Source organism: Pumilibacter muris (assembly GCF_943193045.1).
GTDB lineage: Bacteria > Bacillota > Clostridia > Christensenellales > Pumilibacteraceae > Pumilibacter > Pumilibacter muris.
In genome coordinates this window covers 128,692-154,615 of the sequence record NZ_CALPCN010000006.1, presented here as the reverse complement: position 1 = coordinate 154,615, position 25,924 = coordinate 128,692, and the positions used below count along the sequence as shown (strand labels likewise).

The 25,924-nt window shown below is 48.0% G+C and carries 20 protein-coding genes and 1 tRNA gene; 5 read left to right on the top strand and 16 right to left on the bottom strand.

Annotated features, from left to right (window positions below; genetic code table 11):
- Nucleotides 1-9 precede the first annotated feature (9 nt).
- Entirely contained in the window at nt 10-1,938 is a 1,929-nt protein-coding gene (locus tag NFR62_RS08170) for a site-specific DNA-methyltransferase (protein ID WP_251617267.1), read from the bottom strand.
- A 169-nt stretch (nt 1,939-2,107) separates the two neighbouring features.
- Here NFR62_RS08170 and NFR62_RS08165 point away from each other — a divergent pair, with 169 nt between their 5' ends.
- From NFR62_RS08165 to NFR62_RS08155, 3 genes are all read left to right on the top strand, one after another.
- On the top strand, nt 2,108-2,491 hold the full coding sequence (locus NFR62_RS08165; RefSeq protein ID WP_251617321.1) for a cell wall hydrolase: 384 nt from the start codon (nt 2,108-2,110) through the stop codon (nt 2,489-2,491).
- Nucleotides 2,492-2,541: 50 nt separating this feature from the next.
- Nucleotides 2,542-2,850, top strand: a complete 309-nt coding sequence (locus NFR62_RS08160) for a hypothetical protein (protein WP_251617264.1) — start codon at nt 2,542-2,544, stop codon at nt 2,848-2,850.
- Between the two features lie 168 nt (nt 2,851-3,018).
- Nucleotides 3,019-3,094, top strand: a tRNA-Glu gene (locus tag NFR62_RS08155).
- Between the two features lie 196 nt (nt 3,095-3,290).
- Here NFR62_RS08155 and NFR62_RS08150 read toward each other — a convergent pair.
- From NFR62_RS08150 to NFR62_RS08120, 7 genes are all read right to left on the bottom strand, one after another.
- The gene (locus NFR62_RS08150; protein WP_251617261.1) at nt 3,291-5,462 is read right to left on the bottom strand and encodes an alpha-galactosidase; all 2,172 of its coding nucleotides are present in this window, start codon (nt 5,460-5,462) and stop codon (nt 3,291-3,293) included.
- Nucleotides 5,463-5,734: 272 nt separating this feature from the next.
- On the bottom strand, nt 5,735-7,552 hold the full coding sequence (locus tag NFR62_RS08145) for a DUF5050 domain-containing protein (protein WP_251617258.1): 1,818 nt from the start codon (nt 7,550-7,552) through the stop codon (nt 5,735-5,737).
- Between the two features lie 158 nt (nt 7,553-7,710).
- Complete coding sequence (locus tag NFR62_RS08140) at nt 7,711-10,101, bottom strand: DUF4982 domain-containing protein (protein WP_251617255.1); 2,391 nt, start codon at nt 10,099-10,101, stop codon at nt 7,711-7,713.
- A gap of 112 nt (nt 10,102-10,213) precedes the next feature.
- Nucleotides 10,214-11,407 carry a hypothetical protein gene (locus NFR62_RS08135; protein WP_251617252.1) on the bottom strand — a complete coding sequence of 398 codons (1,194 nt, stop codon included), beginning with the start codon at nt 11,405-11,407 and terminating at the stop codon, nt 10,214-10,216.
- Nucleotides 11,408-11,563: 156 nt separating this feature from the next.
- Nucleotides 11,564-12,781, bottom strand: a complete 1,218-nt coding sequence (locus tag NFR62_RS08130) for an ATP-binding protein (RefSeq protein ID WP_251617249.1) — start codon at nt 12,779-12,781, stop codon at nt 11,564-11,566.
- 316 nt (nt 12,782-13,097) lie between these two features.
- Nucleotides 13,098-13,343, bottom strand: a complete 246-nt coding sequence (locus NFR62_RS10155; RefSeq protein WP_275556889.1) for a helix-turn-helix transcriptional regulator — start codon at nt 13,341-13,343, stop codon at nt 13,098-13,100.
- A gap of 81 nt (nt 13,344-13,424) precedes the next feature.
- Nucleotides 13,425-13,697, bottom strand: coding sequence for a helix-turn-helix domain-containing protein (locus NFR62_RS08120; RefSeq protein WP_338049906.1), 273 nt, complete (start codon nt 13,695-13,697; stop codon nt 13,425-13,427).
- A gap of 74 nt (nt 13,698-13,771) precedes the next feature.
- Here NFR62_RS08120 and NFR62_RS08115 point away from each other — a divergent pair, with 74 nt between their 5' ends.
- The gene (locus tag NFR62_RS08115) at nt 13,772-14,161 is read left to right on the top strand and encodes a hypothetical protein (RefSeq protein WP_251617240.1); all 390 of its coding nucleotides are present in this window, start codon (nt 13,772-13,774) and stop codon (nt 14,159-14,161) included.
- Between the two features lie 117 nt (nt 14,162-14,278).
- Here NFR62_RS08115 and NFR62_RS08110 read toward each other — a convergent pair whose 3' ends face one another.
- Nucleotides 14,279-15,220, bottom strand: a complete 942-nt coding sequence (locus NFR62_RS08110; RefSeq protein WP_251617237.1) for a M23 family metallopeptidase — start codon at nt 15,218-15,220, stop codon at nt 14,279-14,281.
- A 116-nt stretch (nt 15,221-15,336) separates the two neighbouring features.
- Between NFR62_RS08110 and NFR62_RS08105 the strand changes: the two genes are divergently transcribed.
- Nucleotides 15,337-16,125: a histidinol-phosphatase HisJ family protein gene (locus tag NFR62_RS08105; RefSeq protein ID WP_251617235.1), complete on the top strand. Its 789-nt coding sequence runs from the start codon at nt 15,337-15,339 to the stop codon at nt 16,123-16,125.
- A 91-nt stretch (nt 16,126-16,216) separates the two neighbouring features.
- Here the strand turns inward: NFR62_RS08105 and NFR62_RS08100 are convergent, their stop codons facing one another.
- The 7 genes from NFR62_RS08100 to NFR62_RS08070 form a co-directional block, all read right to left on the bottom strand.
- A complete protein-coding gene (locus tag NFR62_RS08100; protein ID WP_251617232.1) occupies nt 16,217-17,395 on the bottom strand; it encodes a serine hydrolase domain-containing protein in 1,179 nt (392 codons plus the stop codon).
- A gap of 3 nt (nt 17,396-17,398) precedes the next feature.
- On the bottom strand, nt 17,399-18,397 hold the full coding sequence (locus tag NFR62_RS08095) for a LacI family DNA-binding transcriptional regulator (protein ID WP_251617230.1): 999 nt from the start codon (nt 18,395-18,397) through the stop codon (nt 17,399-17,401).
- 178 nt (nt 18,398-18,575) lie between these two features.
- Complete coding sequence (locus NFR62_RS08090; RefSeq protein ID WP_251617227.1) at nt 18,576-20,543, bottom strand: hypothetical protein; 1,968 nt, start codon at nt 20,541-20,543, stop codon at nt 18,576-18,578.
- A complete protein-coding gene (locus tag NFR62_RS08085; RefSeq protein ID WP_251617224.1) occupies nt 20,540-22,081 on the bottom strand; it encodes a hypothetical protein in 1,542 nt (513 codons plus the stop codon). Before NFR62_RS08085 ends, NFR62_RS08090 begins: the two co-directional genes overlap by 4 nt.
- A gap of 89 nt (nt 22,082-22,170) precedes the next feature.
- Entirely contained in the window at nt 22,171-23,082 is a 912-nt protein-coding gene (locus NFR62_RS08080; RefSeq protein ID WP_251617221.1) for a carbohydrate ABC transporter permease, read from the bottom strand.
- 18 nt (nt 23,083-23,100) lie between these two features.
- Entirely contained in the window at nt 23,101-24,216 is a 1,116-nt protein-coding gene (locus NFR62_RS08075) for a carbohydrate ABC transporter permease (protein ID WP_251617219.1), read from the bottom strand.
- A gap of 160 nt (nt 24,217-24,376) precedes the next feature.
- On the bottom strand, nt 24,377-25,894 hold the full coding sequence (locus tag NFR62_RS08070) for an ABC transporter substrate-binding protein (RefSeq protein ID WP_251617216.1): 1,518 nt from the start codon (nt 25,892-25,894) through the stop codon (nt 24,377-24,379).
- Nucleotides 25,895-25,924 lie beyond the last annotated feature (30 nt).

The window sequence follows — 25,924 nt, the reverse complement described above, 5'->3', positions numbered from 1 at the left end:
TTTTTCACCTCAATAACGAATAATAGGGAAAAGAGAAGGTCTGTTTTTTAAAGTGATTAAATTAGAGGAAAGCGCGGTGTTAGAGCAGTGAGTGAACGCGTAGCCGTATTCTATAATTCTGTCGGGATTAAGCTCGTAAGTTTCCAGCTTTTTCACGAGTTCTATTATTGCCTTTTCGGGCATATCGTCGAGTAAATACAAAGTTGTTCCTACTTTGCTATCGGAAAGAAGATATGCCGTGTACCCGCATAAATCCACTTCTTTGTAGCTTGCGTTAAAGCCGTACCCGTCGCGTATCTTCCACGTTTCCATAATTGTTTCTTTTCCGTATTTGCTTTTTATATCCTCGCCGTTTATTGGGAGCGCGGGGTTAAACTCTATTAGCTTATCCAACGTATTTTTGTCTGTCGCTTTTAAATAATACGTTTTAAAGCCTAAATCCGCGTCTTTCGCTTTTTCCGGCTCTTCTTCCGACAGCTTTTTCCCCGCTCGCCTTATCCTCTCCCGCCCTATTTCATCGATTGTTTTGTAGCCGGCTTTTTCCGCCTCGCTTTTTTCTTTTACGGGCTCGTCGAGTTGCACCATTATGTATTTGCACTTTAATTGTTCGCTTACGTTCCTTTGCATTACCGCATGCGCAGTGGTAGCCGAACCCGAGAAAAAATCAAGAATTATTGCTTTATCATCAAAATGGGTTGCTGCGTCAATTAACATTTTCACATAGTTTTTAGGTTTTGAATATTCAAAAATTTTACTTACATTGAACAAACTTTCAAGTTCTTCATACGCATCTTCATTTGTTCCTTTAATACTAACACCATTTATATAACTAGGAAATCCTTTAAATTGAAATTCTTCACAAACTTTAAAAACCCTAATTTGAAAATTTATTGTATTTATGACGAATTTTGCACCAGCTTCTAATTGTTCGTTAAATTTTTCTTGTGACCACACGAATGGAGCTTTTATGCGAAAAGAATTCTGTATTATTCCTTGTTCAACAACAACTTTATCAATCAATTCAACAGGATTTACAGCATCTCCATATACACCACGCTCATAAATCCCATCTTTCAATTTTGTGTAAATTGTTCTTTCAGGAATTTGCAAAATAGACGTTTTATTTGTTCTCTTTATTATAGGTTGAGATTCCTCTTCATCCATTTCGCCGCCATAAAGTCCGATATTTTCATTTATTTTTTTAGCATATACTAATAAATACTCTGTTAAACTAATTATCCCTTTTGCTAAAAAACTACCCTTGCGTTTTTTGCTCCAAGTTACTTTTCCCACAAAATTAGCTTCGCCGAAAATAGAATCGCAAAGGAGTTTGCAATTAGCTTGCTCGTTGTCGTCTATGCTAATAAAAATAACGCCGTCGTCCGAAAGCAAGTCTTTCGCAAGCTCCAAGCGCGGATACATAAACGTTAGCCATGCCGAATGGGTGCTCTCGCCTTGCATTCTTAAAATACGCTCAGCTTCTTCCTCTTCTATATTTATTTTTCTTGCAAGCTCTTCCGCTGTAAACTCGAATTTGTCGTTATACACAAATCCGTCCGACCCCGTGTTATACGGCGGGTCTATGTATATGCACTTTATTTGCCCAGTATACGAATATTTTAGGTGTTGTAACGCGTCAAGATTGTCTCCTACTATATATACGTTCTCGGAGTTTATTTCTTTGTTTTGCTCGTCAGGCACTATTACCGTTTCCGAATCGAGGCTCGCCAAATATCTGCCGTAAGACTTACCTAAAAAGTCGAGCGTATACCCCTCTTTTTTCACGTCAACTTCCGCGCTTTCTATTATTCGCTCTAAAATCTTTATATCGAACTTCCCGTGTTTATCGAAGCATTGCGGAAAATCTTTTTTCAACAGTTCTATCTCTCGGCTGTTTGCCTTTGCCTGCTCGTTCTTTTCGAGCGTTTCTTTTAGCATTCCTCTTTTCTCCTTCGTGCTCTTTCTTCTATTATATCATGTTTTTTTTTAATTGAACAGCGTTTTTTATATGTTGCACATTTGCGCATATACGCGCATATATCATATTAAACTTTAAACGGCAAAGAGGTGAAATTTGACCGAATTAGAACTGCTCGCAAGGCTCATAATGTGCGAAGCGGGAGGCGAAGGCGACATAGGAATGAGCGCTGTGGCAACCGTAGTTATGAACCGCGTGAACATAACGGAAGGCGAATACGGGCGCTACAACACCGTGCGCGACGTGGCTTACGCGCCCCGACAGTTCGAGTGCGTAACGGGCAACCACCCCACTCAAAATATTTGGTCTATGAATCCGGAGTGGGTGCATTACGCAATAGCGGAGTGGGCGTTTAACGGCGGACGGCTCGGCATGGTGGGAAACGGCTTGTGGTTCTTTAATCCTTACGGCCCCGAATGTTCGTATAATTTCCCGTCGGGCGTAGGCGTTTTTATGGCGCGGCTCGGCGACCATTGCTTTTACGCTCCCACATCGTCATACTACAAAACTTAACGCCTTTGCCCGAAAAATAAAAGTAATTACATAAAAGGAGACATATTATTATGGAAGACGTTTGCAACTGCGAATGCCGCAACCCGTCGGAAAAAAACGGCTGCGTAAACTACCCGAACATGCGCACCGACCTAAACTCCGAACCGTTTCGCGGCTCATTTCAACAACTGCTCGAATCAAACATAGGAAAATTCGTAACAATCGAATTCTTGCTCTCTTCGTGCGAACTTCGCCCCATTTCGGGCTATGTGGAAAGCGTAACGGGAAGATACGTTGTTCTTCGCAATCCGAAAAACGATTGCCGACTTGCCTGCGACGCATGGACAATTAAAATAGTGTCGTTCCCCTGTTGCAATTAGCGCTTCCCCCTTGTGTTCCGTTAGCGAAAAAAGCCGTTCCTTTATTGCAAGGAACGGCTTTTGCGCATTTTCCGCCGCGTAAAATATATTAACTCCGCGCAAACTTTTTATATTAAAACGGTTGCAATTTAAATCGAACTTTGTTATAATATAAAAGTTGCTTATTGCGGCCCCATGGTCAAGAGGCCTAAGACATCGCCCTTTCACGGCGGTAACCCGGGTTCGAATCCCGGTGGGGTCACCAAAAAAACAAACCCGAACACTCTTGTTCGGGTTTGTTTTTTATACTTTTTATAAATTCGTAGCGCTCCTATTATCATCTGCAATATTTTCTTCCAAGCGCAATCCTTTTTACCGTATTTGCAGTTGAAAGCGATAAGCGCGCAATTTGTAAGGTATTTAAACAAAATTTTTTAAGTTTATACTTTTTAAACTTTCTTTTATTCTTCGCTCTCTGTTATGTGCCAAGCCCACGCGCCGAAATCGCCTAATTGCGGCACAGGAACGCCGAGCACGGCAAGAGTTCTTCCGCTCGCAATAATGCCGAGCTCCTCTATTTTATACGTCTTACGCTCGCTGAGCCCGCGCAGCCGCAAAACGTTCGCATAGCCGCCGAAAGGTCCGCCCAAAAACACTTCGCCCGCAACGTAAGCTTTCGTCTTATCTTTCGACACAAGCATTTCGCAAAACATATTTGTTTCGAACGGATTGCTCAAACGGTAAAGGTCGCCGCGCAAAACGAGCTCTTCGATTTGTTTATAATTTTTAATGTGGCTTTTTATTTCTGCTTTCTCGCCGTCGGTAAGTTTGGAGCAATCGAGTTCGCAGCCCGTTGCTCCGAGCGACGCGACGACGCAACGGGTGTTAAGAGGGGTAGTTCGCCCCGTTTGGTGGTTGGGGCAAGCCGCGACGTGGCAACTCATTGCGCTCACGGGATAGCACAACGAAGTTCCCCACTGAATACGAGTTCGCTCGAAGCCGTCGGTGTTGTCGCTTGTCCAAATTTGAGGAAAATAATATAGAACTCCCGCATCGAAGCGTCTGCCGCCGCCCGCGCAACCCTCAAAAAATACTTCGGGGAAAGCGGACGTAAGCCGCTCCATAAGATTGTACGAACCCAAAATAAAGCGGTGCGCAAACTCGCCCTGACGGTTGGCGGGAATGCTCGCCGAATAAAATTCGGTTAAATCGCGGTTAAAATCCCACTTGACGTAAGCTATATCGTTTTCGGAAAGGATTTTACTCACCGAATTAAATATGTAGTCCACAACCTCAGGGCGGGTTAAATCGAGCACAAGTTGATTGCGTCCGCGCACAGGTTCGACGCCCGCTTTCGCTATAACCCATTCGGGATGAGCGCGGAAAAGCTCGCTATCTTCGTTCACCATTTCGGGTTCGAACCATAAGCCGAATTTGAGCCCTCTTTTTTTGCAACGCTCGATAAGCGTTTTTAGCCCGCCTTCAAGTTTTTCGGTGTTCACAACCCAATCGCCAAGCCCCGCGTTGTCGAAGTTGCGCTCGCCGAACCAACCGTCGTCGAGCACGAACGTGTCCGCCCCGAGTTCGGCGGCGCCGTCTATAATGGGCAACAGCTTTTCGGCGTTAAAATCGAAAAAGGTGGCTTCCCAGTTATTCGCAACGAGCGGACGGTGCGAACACGCAAATTCGGGACGCATTATGCGCTCGCGGATAAAATCCGCATATTCGCGCGATAATTGCCCCAACCCCTCGCCCGAATAGCACAAAACGGCTTGCGGCGCAACAAAAGTTTCGCCCGCGCCGAGTTCCCACGAAAAACCGAAATCGTTCACTCCGCCCTGCACTCTCACGCTTCCCGAAAAGCTCTTTTCGGCTGTAATAGCCCAGTTCCCGCTATACACAAGTTGCGCGCCATAACATTCGCCTTGCGTTTCGGTGCAACCGTCGCGCATAATCGCGGCAAACGGATTCAGCCCGTAAGACGAAACGCCGCGCAAGCTTTGCAAGCGCGTGACTCCCCGCCCTATTTGAGTAGTTTCCACTCTGCACTCCGTAGCCCACGCGCCGAACAGCCTAAGCATTTTATAATCGCCGCTCGGAAGTTCGTTGCAGAACGAAAACGCGCGTTTAAGACGCACAGGCTCGCTCCCCGCGTTTTTAAGCTCGGCATACCGCACAAGCGCGTCGCTTCCGTCGAACACAACGTAATACAGCGTTATTTCGCTCGGCGAAAAATCGTCGCGCAGAGTAACCGCAAGAGTGGCGTCGGCGCTTCTCGCATGCGGAAGCCCTTTTAATCGGGGCGCGCCATTTCTAATTTCGTGCGATACATAGCGGAACCTACTCATGCTCGCGCCGTCGTGCCGCTCTATAACAGCGGTAGGTTCGCGGAAATCGCCCCTACCGAAAAAACCGTATTCGCCGGGCATTGCGTCTAACGCAAGCTCGCCGTTAACGTTTTGCGGCGGACACAGCAAATCGCCTCGCCTAATAAGTTCCCCTAAATCGTTTTCGTCTATTCGCCCGCCGTAATGAAGATTTTGCAAAAAACCCGCGCCGTTCACATACATAACGTAATCGTAACTTTTGCCGCGAAGCCAAAACGTTTTTTGCCGCTCGTAATAACGTATCATAAAACACTCTTATCCCCTTTTATATAATTAAAAGTATACCATACGGATTATGCGAGCGCAACCGTTTTTCTTCCTTTTTTAACGCGAAATGCACCGATTCAGAGCAATGCTCGCAATTTGTTGCTTAGCTCGTTTATAAAGCCTTACGCGGCTACTTGCGCTTAGCATTTGCCTTACTCGCTCTATCATGTTTAATCCCCGTTTAGCATTTTGAATGCACAAAAAAAAGACCCGCACTGTTGCGAGTCTTTTCAATTATTTGTTCGTATTTATTATACCGTAACCGTATTCGAGCGGGCGCTGTATAATCCGTCCGACGTTGCCGCCACAACCCAATATTCGCCGGGCTGACCTTCGTCTACGGTGTAGCTCGTTTCGGTTATGCCTTTGGCGGCTATAAGCGTTGCGTCGCTCGTTTTGCGATACACGGTGTAGCTGTCGGCGTTATCGACAGCGCTCCAGCTTATAACTCTGTTTTTAACCGAAATGCTCGGAGCGGAAAGTGTTTCGGAGCTGAGTTTTTTACCTACTAAAACGGGCTCGGAACCGATGTAGCGCTCCACGTTTTTAAAGAAAGTATATGAATCCGCCAAGCCGTCGGCTTTGCCGAAATACACAATGTAGCCCGCGCAGTAGTCGCCGTTAAAACCGCTTGCCGTAACGTCGGAACCCGAAACCTGTTCTTTATCGTCTTTCGAACCTACGGGAAGCGCCCACTTGCTACGGTAAATAACGTTCGCGTCGGTGCCCGTGAAATACATGTAGTCGTCTACCACATTCACGATTTTGGCGCCCTCGCCGAGCACCTTTATTTTGTCGTTAAGCGAACTTCTGAGCTCGACTTCGCCCGACTTTGCGCCGAGCATATAAACGTTGTTGCTAAGCTCTCCGCCCGGACGGAAGCAATAAGTCGAAGTGTAATCCGAAATCTTCGAGGTGGAAAGAATGGTGCCGCTAATCTGAACGCGAGCGCCGTCGTCGTAAGCGCCGAGCGATTCTTGTTCCTTTTTATATGCGGCGTCGCCGTACACCTCGCCCGCGCCGTGCTTGTCGCCGTTCTCGTCGGTGTACTCTTCGTTGCCCATTAAAAAGTCGTGCAAACTGTCGTATTTAATAAGAGTGTTGTTAGAATTGTCTGTCGTGCGGTAGAACAACAGTCCGTCGCGCACCGCTTCGAGCGCGTCGGTCGTTTTTTCCTGCGAGTGATACACGCCGCCGCTCTTTCCGTCGGGACGCATAATTTCTATAACGTTGCCCGTTTTCTGCCGGTCGCCGTCGCGCACCGCGCGAAGCACATACACAAAGTGGTTGAGCGTGTTTTCGCTCATTCCGCTGTAATAAGTTTGAGAATACGGAAGCAAAACGCTTGTAACGCCCGTAGCGATTGTAACCTTATTTTCGGGCTTTTTCGCAACGCGCACCGAAACGAGGTCGGTTCCGTCTTGCGCCACAAGATAGGCGGCGCCGTTATATTTATAGAACGCGTAAGGGTTCGACTCGTTGCCCGTGTTTTCGGTGGTGTATATTTTCTGAACGTCGGTTCCGTCAAGCTTGGCGCGGAAGAAATCTGTTTTGGTGGTTTGCACAGTGCCCGACTTGTTCTTTTCGTTGTTGGGCGACGCAAAGTATACCCATTCGTCGTAAATAAATATTCCGCCGTTCGCGTATCCCGAAGTGCCTATGCGTTTGGGCGCTATTCTTTGAACGTTGGCAACCAAACTCTCGTTGTTCTCGTAGTCGTAGCTCTTGCTCGAAACAAACTCCATGCTGCCCGCGCCTTCAGCCGCCGACGGCACAAAATCGTTACCCTTGCGCTCTCCCGTAAATTCGGCGCGATAAAGCCCGCCTTTAACCACGTTCGGCCATGTGTTTTGCGAACCGTCGGCATCGTCGTAGCCCGCATAACCGTTTATAAAATAAACGTAGTTTCCGTATTGCACAGCCATGCCGCCATTTCCGTGCACCATGTAGGTTGTGTCTTGCTTGCCTACAACCTTTATTTTGGAAAATGACTCGCCGCTGCATCCGCAAAGCGTAAAGCACGCCGCAAGCACAAGGCACACCACTATGGGAATTATTTTCTTCTTCATTTCAGAACTTACTCCGTTTGCGTTAAAAAAATTTCGTTTACCGCCGCCCCGCACATATGGCGCGGCGCGCTTTTTCGCGGGTACTTTTTTTATTATACTATAATTGTTGCCGTATAGTCAATTATTTAGACAAGATTGCTCGTATTCGCAGGCGCGTTTCATTGCTTAGGCGGTTTCACCCTAAGGCTTATTTTGCCGCTTAACAATCCGTCGCTTACCGCTTTAACGGTTATTTTGCCGTCGTCGCCGCCCTTCGCCTTTATAACTGCGAGCGCTTTCCCCTCGTATACGGGGCAAATAGCGTTGCAATCGGTTTTAGACTGCGCTTCGGGGTCGGCGGAACCGAGCGCTTTTAGCTCGCCCGCGCCCGTAACGAATATTTCCACTTCGCGCGAGGCGAACGGAACAACCCGCCCTTCCTTATCCGTTACCGCAATTTCAACAAACAGCAATTCGCCCTCGCGGCAAGATTTTTTAGCCGCCGAAAGTTTAACCGCGCGCGGAGCCGTAACCGATTCGAGTTTAACTCTGCTGCACTCCCGCCCCTTATGATAGCTTACGGCTTCGAGCGTGCCCGGATAGTAGTCGGTTTTAAACGTTGCTATATGCTTGTTCACGCGCCCCGCAAGCTTGCGCCCTATAAGTCTGCCGTCGCGGTAAAGCGCAACAACCTCGCCGCCCGAATAAACTTCCACTTCCATAGTTTTGCCCAAATTATGCGGCCAGTTCCAAACGGGGTGAGTTTCTTTAACCGCCAACCCCGATTGCGTAAGTTTTTGACGCGCTTCGGGATTGTTCACAGTTATGCAACTCCGGCTTCTGTCGCCGAGTATTATGGCGTGATAATAAGCCGACGGCTTGCGCGAATATATAAGGTCGAGGTCGCCGCAATACGACGCGTGAGGTGGCAACAACTTTGTTTGCTCGTCCTCGTACTCGGGCTTTCCGAGCGGTTCGCCGAGCATGTCTGCGGCGCAATACACGAACTCGCCTATAACGTTTTGATTTTTTTCGCACTCGTCAAACGCGTCGAACGCGCGCGACGGATAAGACGCGCAACCCACAATAAGCCTTTCGGGATAGTCGGCACGGTCGAACGCATAGCGCGGATAAAGATACGCGTAGCCCGCAACGTCGGCGCAATCGAACGACGATTTCGTTAAACCCCCGAACAAGTCTTTTTCGCGCCCCATGCTAACTGCGGCAGAAGAGTCGGTAACCTTAGAAGATTTAAGACCCGCCGCTTCGAGCTCTTCGCGCAAAGGCACGCGCTCGCGGGCGTTCACAACCACAAACCGCGTAGGGTCGAGCGAACGCACCTCTTTGGCAAGCATTTGTGCCGTTTCGCTTCCGTCGCCGCGCCCGTATGTTTCGGCGGCGTCGTCGCACAATCCGTATAACACAACCGACGGGTGCTTGCGAAGTTGGCGCACAAACCTTTCGCAATCGTAAGCGGCGTTAGCGTCGAATCTCGCGTGCCCGTCGTAAGGAAAATCTCCCTGCCCCCAAACCTTGAACAAATCCACTTCCGCCATAAGCCCGAGCTTGTCCAAAGCGTTTAACGCTGCTTCCGTAGGGCAACCGACATAACGAACGGCGTTATATCCTATTTCTTTTATTCTTTGCAGTTTGTATTCTTCCGCCGAGAGCGTGCTCTCCAAACCGAGTATTCCGTTGTCGTGCCCCACTACGGCGCCTTTAAGCTTAACGCTTCTGCCGCACAGCACAAGCCCGCGCGTCGGCGTAAGCGCTCTGCCAACTATGCCGAAAACGGTTTCGCTCTCGTCGAGAACCTTTTCTTCGCCGTCGCGCAGAGCGAGTTTAACGGTGTATAAATACGGGTCGTCAACCGTCCAGGTGTAGTAACGCGAAAGCTTAAAATTGAGCTCGCAAAGATTTACGCAAGAATTTTTTAATTTTATTTTTCTCGTTTTACGCACCGTCTTTTTGCCGCGCGCGTTAAAAACGGTAGCTTCGAGCGAAAGATTTTTGTTCCCCGAATATTCTCCGTTTTTATCGCAAATTTCGGCATGCACGGATATGCGCGCCTTTCCGCTCTCCAAAACGGACGTAACGAAAACGCCGTCGTCGCGCAAAGCCGCCGACGAAGCGTGAGTATGAATTCTGACGCCTCCGCCTATTCCCGCGCCCGCGTATTTTCCCGCCATCTGCGGCGCCCACACACTTAGCTTTAATATGTTTTTCGCGCCGTAGCGATAGTGTTTTGTAATGTCGGCAAAGTGTTTGCCCTCGCCCTCGAAATGCGCCACCTTAACGCCGTTTATGCTTACGTCGGCGAATTGATTAACGCCTTCCGCTTCGAGTATAATCCATTCGTTTTTATTAAGCTGCGGCAAAACGCGGTAAAACGTTGCCGAAACCGCGTCGTAATAGCTTCCGTATTTTCCGAGCGCAGTATTGTAATTTCTGTTTTTTCTTCGCAACAAATCCAAAGGCAAGTCAACGTCTACCGCCTCTGCGGGAATTCCGATTTCGTCGCATACAGTACCGTCAACGTACTTCCAGCTATTATTTATGTCTATACGCATAATCTTCCCTTTTAAGCTTTTTATACTTTATTATATCAATATGCGCCCGTTTTTGCAAGCATTTAGCGCACATTTGGGAATTTATGCAAAATGGCGGCAACCCTTTTTCCGCTTACGGATTGCGCGGTATTTCCTTTCCCGTTTCGGCGGACTGAAACAGCACCCAAAAGCCGTCGCCCGCAGGGAGCTCCGCTTTAAGGGGCACGAAATCCGCCCCCTCGAGCGCGGGCGGCGCGTCGCCGTATCTGCCGGGAACGCCGTAGGCTATATAATCGGGCGCGGCTCCTATAAGCCCTACCGTGTAATATCTTCCGCTTCCGTCGTAGTCTACCTTAACCCAACGGGTGCCCGGCAAAGCCTCTTCGAGCGGCGAAAATCTTTCTCCGTTCGAAAAAAGTTCGTCAAGTTGCTCTTTAACGGTGGCGTAAAAACCCGCGTCGGTTTTAACCGCCGCAATAGCCTGCTCCACCGTGTATTCGGACGCGCGCTTTATCTTTATTTCTCCGCCGTCCTTTTTTTCCGACTTTTCGCGCTTAACGTCCGCCTCTTTTTCGAACGCGGGCTGTTCCGCAAGCGCCGAAACGGTTGTAAACGCCGCCGACTCCGCCGCCCCGCCGGCGTTCTCGTTGGAGCGGATAGCCGCGAACGGCATAACCGTTGCGGACTCTTTTTTAACTTCCGCGCTAAAAGCGCGAGCGCCTCCGAACCTTGACGATAAGTAGCGCCTTTGCATTTCGCTCGGCGTAACGGGCTTATCGTAGTAGTCGGCATTTTGCGCGGTTTGCGAAAGCGGCACGCGCGGCGAATAATCGAAATAATTCACTTCGGCAAGAGCGCCGTCGTAATACTCGGCGGACGGCTCTATATCCAAAAAATAGTCCTCTATCTTCTTCTCGCTAAACTTAAACTCCTGCGCCTCCGCCAAAGCCTTGCCCGTATCCGCAATCTTCTTCTCAACTCCGCCTCTCCTGATACCGTCCATTAAGTTGCCTTCCCACAGCTTTCTTGCCGCCGAAGTGCCGTAAAGCACAACTTCTTCGTCGTAAGTGCGGAAAAGCACGAGGTGCACCGAATCATATTCGCCGTCGGGAAGCGCGAACCGCGATTTTATTCTGCCGAGCGAGCCTATTTCTCTGCGAAAAACCTGCGTCGCCGTTTTCACGCCGAGCGCGTATTCTCCCGCCGTTAAATCGGGCAGCGAAAAAGTGTTCACCGTTACGAACGTTCCCATTCCGTTGCGTTCCAACAATACCGTTCCTCTGCCAACCTTACCCGTGAGAATCACAAGCTTTTTTTCGAAGTTCATGCCGAGCCACCTCTTTCATGTATTCGACTTTATTGTACTTGAATATATATGCCGTAACTCGTATAAAAATGCCGAAAAAAGTGTTTATTTGTGTAATTTGCCGAATACGCGATTTAATAAAAAAGGCAAACCGTTTTAAGTTCGCCTTTGCTTTTTTTATACGTCCCATTCCCCAAGTAAAAAATCCGACAAATGAACAAGCTTTATACCGTCGGCGTTTCCTTCGGCAAAATCGTCTAACGTAACAACGTATTTGGGGTGATTGTCTTTTATTCGTTGCAAATTGCCTATTTCCCTATCTTTGCCGCTTTCCGATTCGGGAATTTGCCTGCAAACCTGAACATACATTTTTTTATCTTTGTCTATGCCCACAAAGTCGATTTCTTTTCCGCCCGCGTGCCCCACATACACCTCGAAGCCGCGCCTTAGCATTTCAAAATAAACTATGTTTTCAAGCATTGCCGAAACGCTCGTAGCGTTAAAACCCAAAACCGAATATTTAAGCGCGGGGTCGGCAACAAAATATTTTTCCTGCGTTTTAAGAACTTCTTTCCCCTGAATATCGTAACGGTTGGCTCGGTACACTATGAAAGCTTTTTTCAGCATGTCTATATAGTTGTAAACCGTTTCAACGTCTGTTGTGCGCCCCTCGCTCTTCATGTATTTGGCAATAGACTGCGCCGAAAACGTTTTTCCCACGTTTTCGAAAACATACCGAACAATCCGTTCGAACAAATCGGTTTTGCGAATGTTGTTGCGCTTAACAATATCGTTATACACCACCGAATTATAAATGTCGCGCACTATGGTGTATACTTCGTTTTGAGTAAAATTGCCCACGCTCACGGCGGGGAATCCGCCCAACCTAATGTAACTTTGCAACAACTCTTTTTCGCCGCGAGTATCGCCGCTGTCTTTCCGGAACTCTATATATTCTTTAAACGACAGCGTGTATACGGGAATCGAAATGTATCTGCCCGTAAGATATGTTGACAACTCGCTTGACATAAGCTTAGAGTTCGAGCCGGTAACGTATACGTCGGTGTTGCAGTCTTGCATTAAAGCGTTAACGGCTTTTTCCCAATTTTCAACCTCTTGCACTTCGTCGAGCAATAAATAATATTTGCCCGACTCCTTCATTTTGGAACGAAGATTGTTATACATGCCGTCGCCGTTCTCTATTGTGCCGTGTTCGTAGGAATCGAACCGCATAGAAATTATATGCGAGCTCTTAACTCCGCTCTCTTTCAGATATTCGGCAAACTCTTCGAAAACAGTAGACTTTCCCGCGCGACGAATACCCGCAAGTATTTTAACAAACGGTTTATCCATATAAACTTTTAATTGTTCAATATAATGCGGGCGCTGAATCATAAACGGCACAACTCCTTAAAGTTTTATTAGTTTACCATATTATTCCCAAAAAGTCAAGAGTTTATAGGGGTATACCCCGATAAACTTCCCATTTTTACCTACTTTATCGGGTTATACTCCGATAAACTTCCCATTTTTACCGACTTTATCGGGTTATACTCCGATAAACTTCCAATTTTTACTAACTTTATCGGGTTATACCCCGATAAACTTATCTAATTTTTTAGACAAACCGCAAATGTCATTGCAAGGAGCTGTCAGGCGACGGGGTAATAAACTAATTAGCAATAACAAAAAAACGCGTTTAAACGCGTTTTTATTCTAAATCAAATAAATCATTAGCATCAATTTCAAGAACTAAAAGCATATTGTATATATCATTAACATGAGGCGCTCTTCGACCTTGCTCCCAATTTGAATATGTGCTCAAATTTACGCCAAGTTTTTCAGCCATTTGCCTCTGCAACAATTTTCTTTCTGTACGAATTTCGACTAACCGCTTACAAAAGACTTGTTTAAAAGCCTCTTTTTCTTTTATAAGTTCTCTTAGCCGTTCTCTCATAGTAATATTATAATAAATATTACTAAAAAATACTTGACATCGGTCAAATTGACCGATATAATGTTATTATAGTCATTTTGACTACAATATTATGTCATTGTTAATACCAAACAATTCGTTAGCATCAACTTCTAAAACCCAAAGCAAGTTATAAATATCGAATATACTCGGCTCCCTTCTGCCTTGTTCCCAATTTGCAAATGTGCTAACGGGTATCCCCATTTTTAAAGCTACTTGCGCTTGCGTTAAATCTTTTTCTTCTCTCAATTCTTTGAGCCGCACGCAAAAAAGCTTTCCGAAAATATTTTTCGGATTACTCTTCTCTTTTGAAAGCAACTCAACCAATTTATTCATTGTAAATAATTATAATAGCTTATAGTCAAAATGACTTTCAAATAGTCGTTTTGACTACAAGAAAAGAGTTTTATATGGAAGATAAAAAAGAAGAAACCAAAGCGCAAGAAGAAAAAGAGAATAACAAACCTAAATCGAATTTTAAAAACATAACTTTCGAAATGGTTCTTCCCAATTTAAAAAAGGGTCCAAGCTCTTTGCGCGCGTTGTATTACGAACAATTCGGCGACCGCACTCCTATGTTTATAGAAGTGCCGAATATAGTTGTAAAGCTTGATTTTGTACACGCGCTTTATCTTGGCGACGTTTGCTATACGGGCTTAAACTATCTTTACGACCCGAATTTTAACTATGTTATTCCCGAATTGAAAAGAAGCGACGGCACCGTAGAAACCGAATATCCTATGGCAGCCGACAATTTCAATATGCTTCTTAAAGAACTTGCTTTCCCTTTAAAAGGATAATTATTGCCTAATAATGCCCTAAAAGCTTATTAGGGTGTAGATAGATAGGGCTTGCCCAGCCCTGATTTCTCCCGGTCAAGCCTATCCCGCAGACAGGCTTGACCTTTTTTTATCCGTTCACACCCACAACCTACGCCCCGTAGAAGTGTATTCCCCGTTTTCGCCTTTCACCGCCTTAACGCGGTACTGCGCCAAAAAGCGCGTTAAGGCGTATAAATCCACCCATATTTCCTTAGGTCCTTTTTCCTGTTCGGGCGCAAAAATCAACTGCAAGCCAAAATGCAAATGAGGGCTGCAAGACTTTAAATTCACGTTCTCGCGCGTAGAATAGCCCGTAACGCCCAAATAGCCTATAACGTCGCCCGATTCCACCCTTTTGCCCACAGTCATGCCCTGAGCGAAAGGACGGCCCTTTCTCAGGTGCGCGTAATAATAGTAGCGAAGCGTGTCGTCGGAGCGAACGCCTATTCGCCAACCGCCGTATTTGTTCCAGCCGCATTCGGTAACTGTGCCGCCCTCAACCGCAACTATGGGAGTTCCCACGCTTCCCATAATGTCGTGCCCCAAATGCCTGCGCTTATATCCGTAGCTGCGCGAGTTCCCGAAATCGTCGTAATGGTTATACCAATGTCCCGCCGCAAGCGGAAAACAGCATCTTAGCCCGTGTTTGCGTTCTCCCGTGTTTTCGTCTAAATAGTCGCCCACAAGCGGAGCGAGCACGGCGCCGTAAGAAGTTCGCAAATATTCGGCGTAATCCGTTTTTGGCATTATGTCGGCAAATTTTTCGCCGTCGCGCAATCTTTGCACAAGCTTAGCAAGAGTTTTGCGGTCTTTGCTAACCGAAAACCTGTTGCCGTTTGAATGAGCCAAAAAAGCTACGGCGTCCGAAAAATTATAGCCGCAATCGGTGCCGTAAAACTCGTTTTCGTATTTGAGGCACTCTCTAAGCGCCCATTCGCTCGCGTTGAAATCAACCCATTTAACGGGCGCGGCATACGCGAACCCGCACGACGCCGCCACCGCCGCAACGCATAAAATAGCACAAACAAATTTTTTCATACTGTGTATAGTTTGCCTATACCAAAACATTTTATGCAAATAAGTCTTTTTGACTTATCCGCGTTTTTGTGCTATAATTTTAAATAGCCGAAAAAAACAAAAAGGAGAAAGCTTTTATGGTTGCCGACAATCACGTTCACACAAAATATTCCCCCGACGGGCACAACGAACCCGAAGAGTTTGTTTTGCGCGCCTTAGAACTCGGTTTAAAACACATTGTTTTTACCGAGCACGCCGACTTAATGTATTATAAGCCGAACGTGGCGCATTGCGACCTTAGCGACTACTTTTCGTGCGTGCGCGCTCTTCAAAAAAAATACGAAGCCGAAATTTATATAGGCGCGGGACTCGAAATAGGCTTCACCGAGCAAAACAAATACGCCAACGCCGAACTCGTGGAAAAATACAAGCCGGACTACATTATAAACTCGGTTCATCAAGTGGGCGACGCCGATTGCTACTTTGCCGAATATTTCGAAAACAAAACGCCGCAAGAAGCTTACATAACTTATCTTAAAGCAGTGCTCGCCTCCCTCTCTGCGCCGTACCGCTATAACGCAATCGGGCATTTGGGATACGTTTGCCGCAACGCGCCTTTCTCGCTTTCGCTGTATTCCGCCGCTCTCGAGCTTATAGACGAAATACTTAACGGCATAATAGAACGCGGAAAAATTCTCGAACTGAACGCAAGCGTGCGAAAACTCGGCGGAGCTACCGTTCCGCCCGAAGAAATTCTACTGCGTTACGTTTCGCTCGGCGGCAAAAAAGTTTGCTATTCGTCCGATTCGCACCGCCCCGACGATTTATGCCGACACTTCGACGCCGTTCGCTTATCCGCGCTTGCGGCCGGCATAAACAGCCAAACGGTTATAGAACACGGAAAAGAACTTTCGCTCGAATTTTAAATATTTTTAAAATTTGCTTTGAATATCTTTAATCTAAACACAATTCGTAAAAAAAACACGGAACGTCGGCTCCGTGTTTTTTATATTTATCTTACTTATCTTTTAAAGAGCGCATTACGTCGCATTCGAATTCGAATGCGGTAATCGCGCCCGCGCCGCCAGCGTTGCTCATATTGCTCATATAAACGCCAACTATTTTAAGTTCGGGGTCAACCCAAAAATGCGTGTTGTAGGCGCCGCTCCAACCGTAGCTCAAAGGAGAAAGCTCCTGCACGTTTTCGGTTTGGCGTTGCCTTACGCGCACCGTGTAGCCCCAATTAGAGTATTCGTCCATGCCTGCGAACCCGTTTTTAAAATGCGGCGCGCGCATAAGCCTAACCGATTCGGGCGAAAGCACCCGTTGCCCGCCAAACTCGCCATCGCCACAAAGCATTTGCGCAAAACGTGTGTAGTCGCAAGCTGTGCCGAACATTGCCGTGCAACCGCTTACCGCCCCTGCGGGAAAACCGTCGTGCCCCTCGCGCCCCATTTCGTGCGGTTCGAGCTTGTCGGCGGAGTCGCCGAGTCGGTACATTTTAACAACGCGCCCGTATTGCTCTTCGGTTAAATTATACCCCGTGTCGGTCATGCCGAGCGGCAAAAAAATACGCTCGCGCAAAAAAGATTCGTATTCGGTATCTGTAACCTTTTCCACTATTGCCGCAACAACGTCGAGCGCCGCCAACGGGCTATACATCTGACTTGTGCCCGGCGAAAAATCCAACAGCCATTCGCCGTAATGCTCAACGGCTTCGCGCGGCGTGCGCACATGCGCGCGGGGAAAACTTGCGAATTGCGCGTCACCCACCTCGCCCGAACCGAGCCCCGAAGAATGAGTTAGAATATCTTCAACGGTAATTTCGCGCTCGGCGGCTCCAAGCGCCGCAACTTTTCCGCGCCCGTCGAGCTTTCCAACCCTACTTCGGGCGAACGCGGGAAAGTATTTGCTTATTTTATCCGACAGCCGCAATTTGCCGCGTTCGGCGCACCACAGAGCCGCCGCCGCAGTAATAGGCTTAGTCATAGACGCCAACCTAAAAACGGAATCGCGCCTAAGCGGAATTTTTTCTTCTATGTTCGAATATCCCGCAGTATAATCCAAAACGCATTCGCCGTTAAGCATCACCCTAAGCGTTACGCCGGGCAAAACTCCGCGCTCTATGCGCCCGTTCACCGAATTTATAACGCGCGAAAATTTTTTCGAATCGCCCAAAATAACACAGTTTTTCAAAGTTCAGTTCGTCCCTTTCGCCTTGCCGAGCGAAACGCGCAAAACTTCTTCGCACGGAAGCAATATGTTTTCGGGTTCGCCGCCCTCTATTCTGCGCACAAGCGCTTTCACCATTTCGGTGCCGCGCTCAAAGCAAAACGTTTCTATTGTGGTGAGCGGCGGAGAGAAAAACTCCGACATGCTAATGTTGTCGTACCCCACAACCGACACGTCTTCGGGCACGCGTATGTGCAATTCGTTTAAAGCCCTCAGCGCACCCAACGCGCTTATATCGTTTATGCAGAACAAAAGAGTTACGTCCGTTTCGTGCGAAAAAACCTGCATTGCGCCCTCGTAGCCGAGCACCGTAGAATTGCGAAGCGGAAAATCGCCGTAAACAAGGTCGGCTTTCGCAAAACCGAGCCGCTCCGTCTCCTCGCAAAACGCGTTCACACGCGGGTCGTTGTTTGCGGTTTCAAAGTCGGGATAGCCCACTATATACGAAGCTTTGCGATGCCCCAAATCGTAAGCCCTGCGAATGAGCGAACGCATGGAGGGCGCCATATCGTGGCTAACAACGCTGCCGCACTCGCGTTCGAAATTAACAAGCGCAACGCCGCTGTTGTTCAATTCTTTCATGAAAGTAAGCGTATACGGAATGTTCGAAATATTTATTATGCCCGCAAATCCCCGACTCATTATGTCGCTGTATTTCTTTTCTATGCTGTCGGAAATCAAAATAATCGTTATAACGTAGCCGAGCTCCGCCGCAGCCGTTTCGATTCCGTGCAAAATTTCAACAAAATACGGATTGCCTATTTCGCTTATGAACACTCCTATTTGCCTACTGTTTTTTGTGCGTAACCCCTGCGCGATTACATTCGGGTGATATTTCAGCCTTTTAGCCGCCGACCTCACCCGCTCTTCAACTTCCTTAGTTGCCGACTTTTTGCCGTTTAATATGTTGGTTACGGTTGTTTCCGACACACCCGCCGCCCGCGCCACGTCTTTTCTGCTGCTCATAGTTTACCTCGCGTTATGTTCGCACACCCGTGCCTTATATATAGTATAATTTAAGTCCCCCCCCCGTCAAGCGTTTGCGGGTTTTTTGTGTTGATTTTGTGTTGCAAAGCTTTCGGTTGCCGTAATATTTAAACCGACCGTCAGTTTTCCCCTCGCAACAAAAAAGACTTTTCAATACTTACTTCCCGTAGCAATACCCGAGCCGCCCGATAGGCGCGGCGTCGCCCGAATTGTAGTAGCTCAAAACGTCGTCGGGATTAGTAATGTTGTCGCACACCTTAAACGAGAACGACGGAACTTCGCCGCCCGAAAGCCCGAGCGCGGCGCGAGGCACAGCCACTTGCAACACCTTTCCTTCAACCGCGAGCTTAGCCTCGCCCACAACTTCGTAGTCGCCCGAAGCGGTGCGGCGGCACACAGTGCTCTTTCCGTCGGTAACCGAGCGGTTCACAAAATAGTTGTAGCCGAACAGATTGCCTGCGGCGGACGCGTCGGTGGAAATCAAAACGTTCATCCAGCCTGTGTCGTTCGCTTCATACGGCTCAACGTTTTCAACGGTGGTAATGCGGAAATAAACGTAATCGCCGTCGTGCGTAACCGTTACGGTGTCTATATCGTTGCGGTTACTGTCGTCGGTTAAATACACAAAGTGCGGCGAGTTGGGGTTAGAAACCCAGCCTCTGTAATTGCGCGCCGTGCATTCGCCCGTAAAGTCGTGATAAACTTTGCCGTCTTTCCATGCCGCCGCATCGAACTTAGCAACGTCTATACTTGCGGCGGGATACGAAAGTTCGAATTCATCGCCCGTTTTAAACGCGCGAATATTGCGCGCCGTTTGCAAATAGAAATTGTCTTTGTAGTCGCCGTATGTCGGCTCAATGTCGCGCGAGTATTCCTCGTTGAATCCGTCCACCAAAAACGGCTTGCCGTCGGCGCCCGTCTGTTTGCTCGCCGTCCATTCGTTCCAACCCGTTATAGTCACCATGTTCACTTCGTTTTTGTTGTCGAGCACCTGCTTCCACAAAAATTCGTAGTTAGTACCTTTGCTCGAATCTGCCGAAATGTTTTTCTTGGTCGCGTAATCGTAGCCTCTGCCGTAGTTGCGCGTGGTGTCCGAAAAGCGAATAGTGTTCATGTGCTGAGCCACCGACACGTTCACCGTGCCGCCGCGATTTTTAAGATACACGCCGTTAAAATATTTTTCCATCCACGGGAACGAATCGGGGTCGAGGTCGTCTTGGTCTTCCGCCTGATTAGGCCAAATCGTGTTTTTAAACTCGAAATAGTCGCTAAGTCCGTAGTTGGGGCTGTCCTCTTCCGCAAGGTCGAGTATTTGCTGCGATTCGAGCGTCATAACAATCATCGGCTTGCCGTTGGGCGCGAACCAAACGTCGTCGTACATTCCGTCGCGGTATTTATAAAACTTGTTGTAAATTTCGCGCACCACGTTCACGTCGTCGTTCGGCTTTGTGCACTGCGAATTTTTGGTGCCGTTGGTGCCGTTGTTGTTGGTGTAGAACATAAGGCGCGGCACGTCCCAACCCGCCTGAACGTATTCGTGCACTATTTGCATAACCTCATAAGTCGAGTCTTCGAACAATAGGCTTATGGCGTCGTTGAACGTCTTGTCGCTGAACGCGTTCGTAACGTCTATAAACAAAAAGTCAACGCCCGCCATAGTGAGCATTTCGAGCTGTTTGCGAATTACCCATGTGTCGCGTTGCGAATAGTAGTCCCAAAGCGGTTTGCCCCAGTAGTAGGCGGTGTTGTCGGGGTGCTTTGCCGCTTCCGTAAACCACTTGCCTATGTCCGCGCCGCCGTCCGTCATTTCGGTAACGTCGTGCACTTCGTCGTAAGGCATTTCGCCGTGAAGAGTGAAAAAGAACATGCCCACATATTTGTCGTCCTCTTTCTCGCCGCTAAGCGAAAAGGTACGCCCGAAATCGTCGGTTGCCGAAAGCATAGCAACAGTGCGCTGTTGCGGCGTCATTTTATCCCACTCCGTTTCTACGGGAGGCACGGGCGGATTGTCGTCGGGCGGCGGGTTGTCGCCCGTAGGAGTTTTGGGAGCATTGCCGCAAGCGCAAGCAAACAGCAAGCAAAAAGCGAGTAAACAAGAAATTAAAAATCCGAGTTTTGTTTTCATACCCAATTCGGAACCTCCTTTCCTACCAAAAATTCGTTTTTCGCGCCGCCCTCTTTAAGTTTGGCAAAGAGTTCGCGCACGCCGCTAACGCTGTTGAGCGCAAGATAATAAGTGTAGTCGAAAGCTTTGTAAGTTTCCATAGAGAAATTGCCGAGAGGAGCCGCGTAAGTGCTCGACGCCGCCTTATACGGCGCGGAACCAAGCTCCGCCACCGAGTTGTTGAATCCCGTTGTGCGACCTGCCAAAGTGGTTACAACGTCGGGCACATAAAGCCCTATTCCCCAATCTTCTTCGTTTACCCAAGCTATCCAGTTTTCGGTGCAACGCATGCGCGCGTCGCGGTTGCCGTCCCAAAACGCCATATTCTCGCGGTAAGTCAATTCGTCGTTCGTGAACGGTTTGTCGCCGTTGTAATACACCGCTTTGCCGAGAGGCGCTATTCCGTAGAACGCGGGCAACTCCTGAGCGCGCGGATTGTTATGTTCGTAACCCGAAAAATCGGTGAAACGGTTTCTAACCTTAACGTATTCGCCGAGCTCGGGGTCTTTTTCCACGCTGTACCAATTTTCCATATACGACGGCGTAACTTCGTTGACTTTCGCCCAATCCATAGGGCGCGCTTTAATATAAACTTCCCCCTCCGAAACTTGAACGTCAACCAATCGGCTGAAAAAGTTTTTCTTATCGCCGCCCTGCACGGGGTTATAATGCCACGGGCGCGTGTTGTTGTCGTCCGCGCCGAATTCGCCCGGAATATATCCTTGATTATTATCCGGTCCTATGCCGTAATACGATTGCTGAATAAGTCTGCCGTTGTCGTGCGAGTTCACAAGGTTTACGTCGTTATCTGCAACAACGGCGCCGCTCTTTTGCTCTTTGCCGACATACACGCCGTTTTCGGTGTTAATCTGCCTGACGGTGCCGTCGGTGCTCGACAGCCAATTCACCGCGCCGCCCGATTTGAGCGTGCAACCTATTTTCACAGTTTCGCCCGCAACGAAAAGCTGCATCTGAGGTTCCACCTCTTTGTTGGTGAACGACACGTCGTAGAAGTCTATGGGGTGCTTAGCCGCCGAAACGTTCGAAAGCGTTATTTTGCCGTCGGTATCGCCCAAGTTAAACAGCTCTATTGAACGGAGCTTTTTGTTGCCCTCGTTCTCGCCGTAAAAGTCGAGTATTTGGCGCAGTTCCACGTTTTGCCCCGCAAGAGTATAAAACGTTTCAACGTCTTCGTCGCTGTCGTCGGTTATGTCGCCCTTGTATTCGTAGGCATAACGGATTTCGCCGCGCAACGTTACATTAGACGAAACAATCATTTTAAGATAGTTTTTATCGCCCAAATCGGCGCCCGGCTCGTAAACGCACTTGCCGCCCGACGCAATCTGTTTTTCTTCGCCCTCGAACACCGAAACGAACTCCACCGCCCACTTGTCGCCTTCGGGTTCTTTATCGGGAGGGGTTTCGGAATTAGGCTTGCCGCAACCGAAACACATCACGGCGCCGAGTATCGCCGCCAAAAACGCCGAACCTTTTTTCATTCTCTTTTCTCCTTTATCCTAAATATTTTTTTACGTCTTTAAAACACATTCGGCAAAGCGGACTTATTCGCCTTGCCGAACAAAATTTTTTAACCTTTTATGCCGCCCACTTTCACGCCGCCTATCATGCTCTTTTGGAACGTGAGGAACAGCGCTATGGGCAATAGCGACATCACGGTACACATTGCCATAAGCCGCGCCGAAAGTTGCGACGCCACCGTCTTATCGCTGAAATAATGGTAAAACGCCAAGCCTACCGTCCATTTCTTGCTTGAATTTAAGTAAATGAGCGGGCTTTGAAAGTCCATCCACATGCCTATAACAACGTTTACCGCAATCAAGATAACTATGTTGGCGCAAAGAGGGAACACAATTCTCAAAAAGATTTGAAATTCGTTCGCGCCGTCTATTTTAGCCGCGTTGTCCATTTCTTTGGGAAGCGAACGCATGAACTGAATAACAAGGAATATATTCAGAGCGCCGCCGCCCCAAAACGCGCCTATCCATTGCGACACAAGCTTATCCACAAGCCCGAAACGAACGTAAAGCGTGTATTGCGGCACCATTAGCACGGTAGAGGGAATCATAACCGTAGCCATTATTATGGAGAACATTGTTTTTTTGCCCGTGAACTTATGGCGCGCAAGCGGAAACGCAACGAAACACGCCGAAAGCGGAATGAATATGGCGTTTATAGCAATAATTACGAGAGTGTTCAAAATGTTCTTAAAGAACCGCCCCACAACGGCGTAATTCTTTACAGTGAACATTTTAGGGAAAAAGTGCACCAACTCGCCCGGCAAAGTTTCGGCGGGAGACATGAACGATTTTAATATCATGAACGCGTAAGGGAACAAAAAGAAAACTATTAAAACCGCAGCAATCAAATATTTAACCGCAAGCATAGCTATGCGTTTGCGTTGCGCCGCCTTTTTTTCGGGCGACGTATAAAGCGTGTGAACGCCGCCGTCGAAACTTGTTGTGTCTATCGAATATCGCATGTTTTCGGTTGTACCTCCTTAATTGTCGTCGCCGTACTGCACCCAATTCCCCGTTTTAAACATTACGAGGGTAAGCATACCTATAATGAGGAACAGCACCCAAGACATAGCGCACGCCAAGCCGTGATTGTGCACGCTGCCCGAAAACGCGGTTATATAAATTCTGATTGCAATAAAATAAAGCGACTCGTTTTTGCCCGTGCCGTAAGCGGCGAACGTGCCGAACACTTGCAAACCCGAAATCATGGAAACAACCATGTTGTAGAAAAGTATGGGAGTTGAAAGCGGAATAGTTATTTTAAGCAAGCAACGCATGTAGCCCGCGCCGTCTATTCGAGCCGCCTCGTAGTATTCGGGCGAAATGTTCTCGAAAGCCGCAAGCCACATAATCATGCCGCCGCCCAAGCCCCACAAGCCCGTAAATAACAGCGACAGCATGGCGGTGTTTTCCGACTCGAAAAACGTGGCTGTGGGAAGCCCCGCCTTTGTGAGCCACATATTGAACAAGCCCAAACCGTTGTAAGGATTGCCCGCCGTAGGAACGCCGTAAGAAAGCACGTCGCGCCAAATAAAGCCGCTCGCAAGTCCCGGAATAAGGCAAGGCAAATAACAAAGCACGCGAATTATTTTTATGCCTTTAATCTTATTGTGCAAGAATAGCGCCAAAATGTAAGACAGTCCCAAGTTTATTACCGTGCTTGCGATAACATATATAAACGTAACTCCGAAAGACTTCATAACGGGCAAAAACAGACCGCCGCGCCCCATAGAGAACATGTTTATATAGTTGAAAAAGCCCATTTGAGTGGCTCTTGCGCCGTTATAGTTGCTGAAACTGTATAAAAACGACATTACAATAGGAAACGCCGTGAACACAAGCGCGCCCACTATGAACGGAAGCAAAAACACATAGCTGATTAGGTCGTTTTTTATTCTGCGGTTGCGGTGCAATTTTTTACGTTCCGCGTCTATCGGCACAATAACGCCGCCGAAATTATTATCCATACTTTTCCTTTTCAAATTCTTTTTCGTTCTGTTGCCGCGTCGGGCTTCGCCCTTCTCGCAATACTCGCCTACGGCTCGTGGCGTTCGCACGCTTTGCGTGCTCGGCTGAGGACAACTGTATACCGTCATTGCGAGCGTAGCGACGCAATCTTTTGCAATATGCGATTATCGCGGCGGTTCCCGCTCTATGTTCAAGATTGCCGCGTCGCGCTTCGCCCTCTCGCAACGACAACTGCTATACTGTCATTGCGAGCGTAGCGACGCAATCTTTTGCAATACGCGGTGCCTATTACTCTAACGGAGCCTTGCGGATTTGGCTGTTTATATCTTTTCTGAAACCGTTAAGTTTAGAAGCAATATTCTCGCGGGTTTTGGCTTTGTCGCCCTTAACCACAACTTCAAGGCTCAATAAATCAACGAACACGCCGTTCACGGTGGAACAAATTTCGGTTACAATGGTTGTGGGAACGTACTTTTTGAATTCCATAGTGGTGGCTGCGTCTCTACGGTATACGAACGCGTCGTGATTGAAGTCGGCGCGAAGTTTGCCGTATTTGGCTTCGTTCACCTGCGCAAGATTGCGCCATGCCGCGTCTTCGTCGTCTAAAAGCGACTGCACAACGGGAACACCGTTGCCGCAAGCGCTGAACGCTTCTTGCGCGCTTTCGCTTACTATGTTTTTAAGGAACAGCCAAGCTTCGGTTGCATGAACCGCGTTGCGATACATAGCATAGCCCGAGCAACCCGCGCCGATAGAATACTTGTCGTCGTCGCCCAAGCAAGGCATGGGAGCCACGTTAAGATTTTCATACACGCCGTTGCGCGCTTCGGTTTTGGCTATAACGTCCGAGAGGCAAGCGCGAGACTGAAAGCACATTGCCGCGCGTTCCGACGCGAAAAAGTCGAAGCCTTCGGTTTCGTTCGGACCCGTCATTACGTTGTTATAAACCATGTCCACAAGGTAATCGAACATATTAACGGTTTCTTCGCTACTGAGAGTGCAGTTGCTATCCGAATCGATTATGGTAGCGCCGAAGTTACGCGAAATCGCGTAGTTGAGCGAGCCCCAAATCGAACGGAAATCAACAGCCTTGCCCGCTTTATATTTTTGAGTGGACGCCATCCACGCTTGCACCTTTTTCGCAACTTCGGTAAATTCCGCTTGCGTCATGGCGCGAACTTTTCCGTTTTCGTCCTTAAATTCGTCGGGACTCTTAATTGTGGAGTCGGCGGCTTTCGCTTCCGCAAACATAGCGGTGTTGTATAAAAGCGCAATTTGGTTGTAGTCGCGCGGCATCATATACATGTGTTTCTTAAAATAAGAATCCTGCACCATAGACTGCACAAGGTCGGTAGTGTCCCATTCCTTATCCGCTTCGTCGAAATAGTCAATCGGCATAAGAACTTCGCTGCTCACAAGGCCGGGAATATCTTCGTTCGCCACCCAAATAATGTCGGGCATACTGTCGTATTTCCCCAAAGTGGTAGCGGCGCCGTGCATGGTAACAACGCGCGATATAAGGTCGGGAAAGGTTTCAACCTCAACCTTAATATTTTTATACTTGTTTTCAAAGTCTGTTTTTAACGCGTTAAAACTATCCGCCGACGCAATGTCGTCCATAAGCGCAACTTTAAGAGTGCCCTTATAGTTCGTGTCGGCGTTAAAGTCAACTTTCGAAAGCACCTCTTTCATAAGCTCGTCTATCGGCACTTCGGGAGAATAGAAACAACCCGAAAGCGACGTAAGCGCAAGGCAAAGCATAAGCGATGCGGCAATAGCGGCAAAGAATTTTCTGAATTTTTTCATATTGAATTTTCCTTATTTTCGGGGTTGACT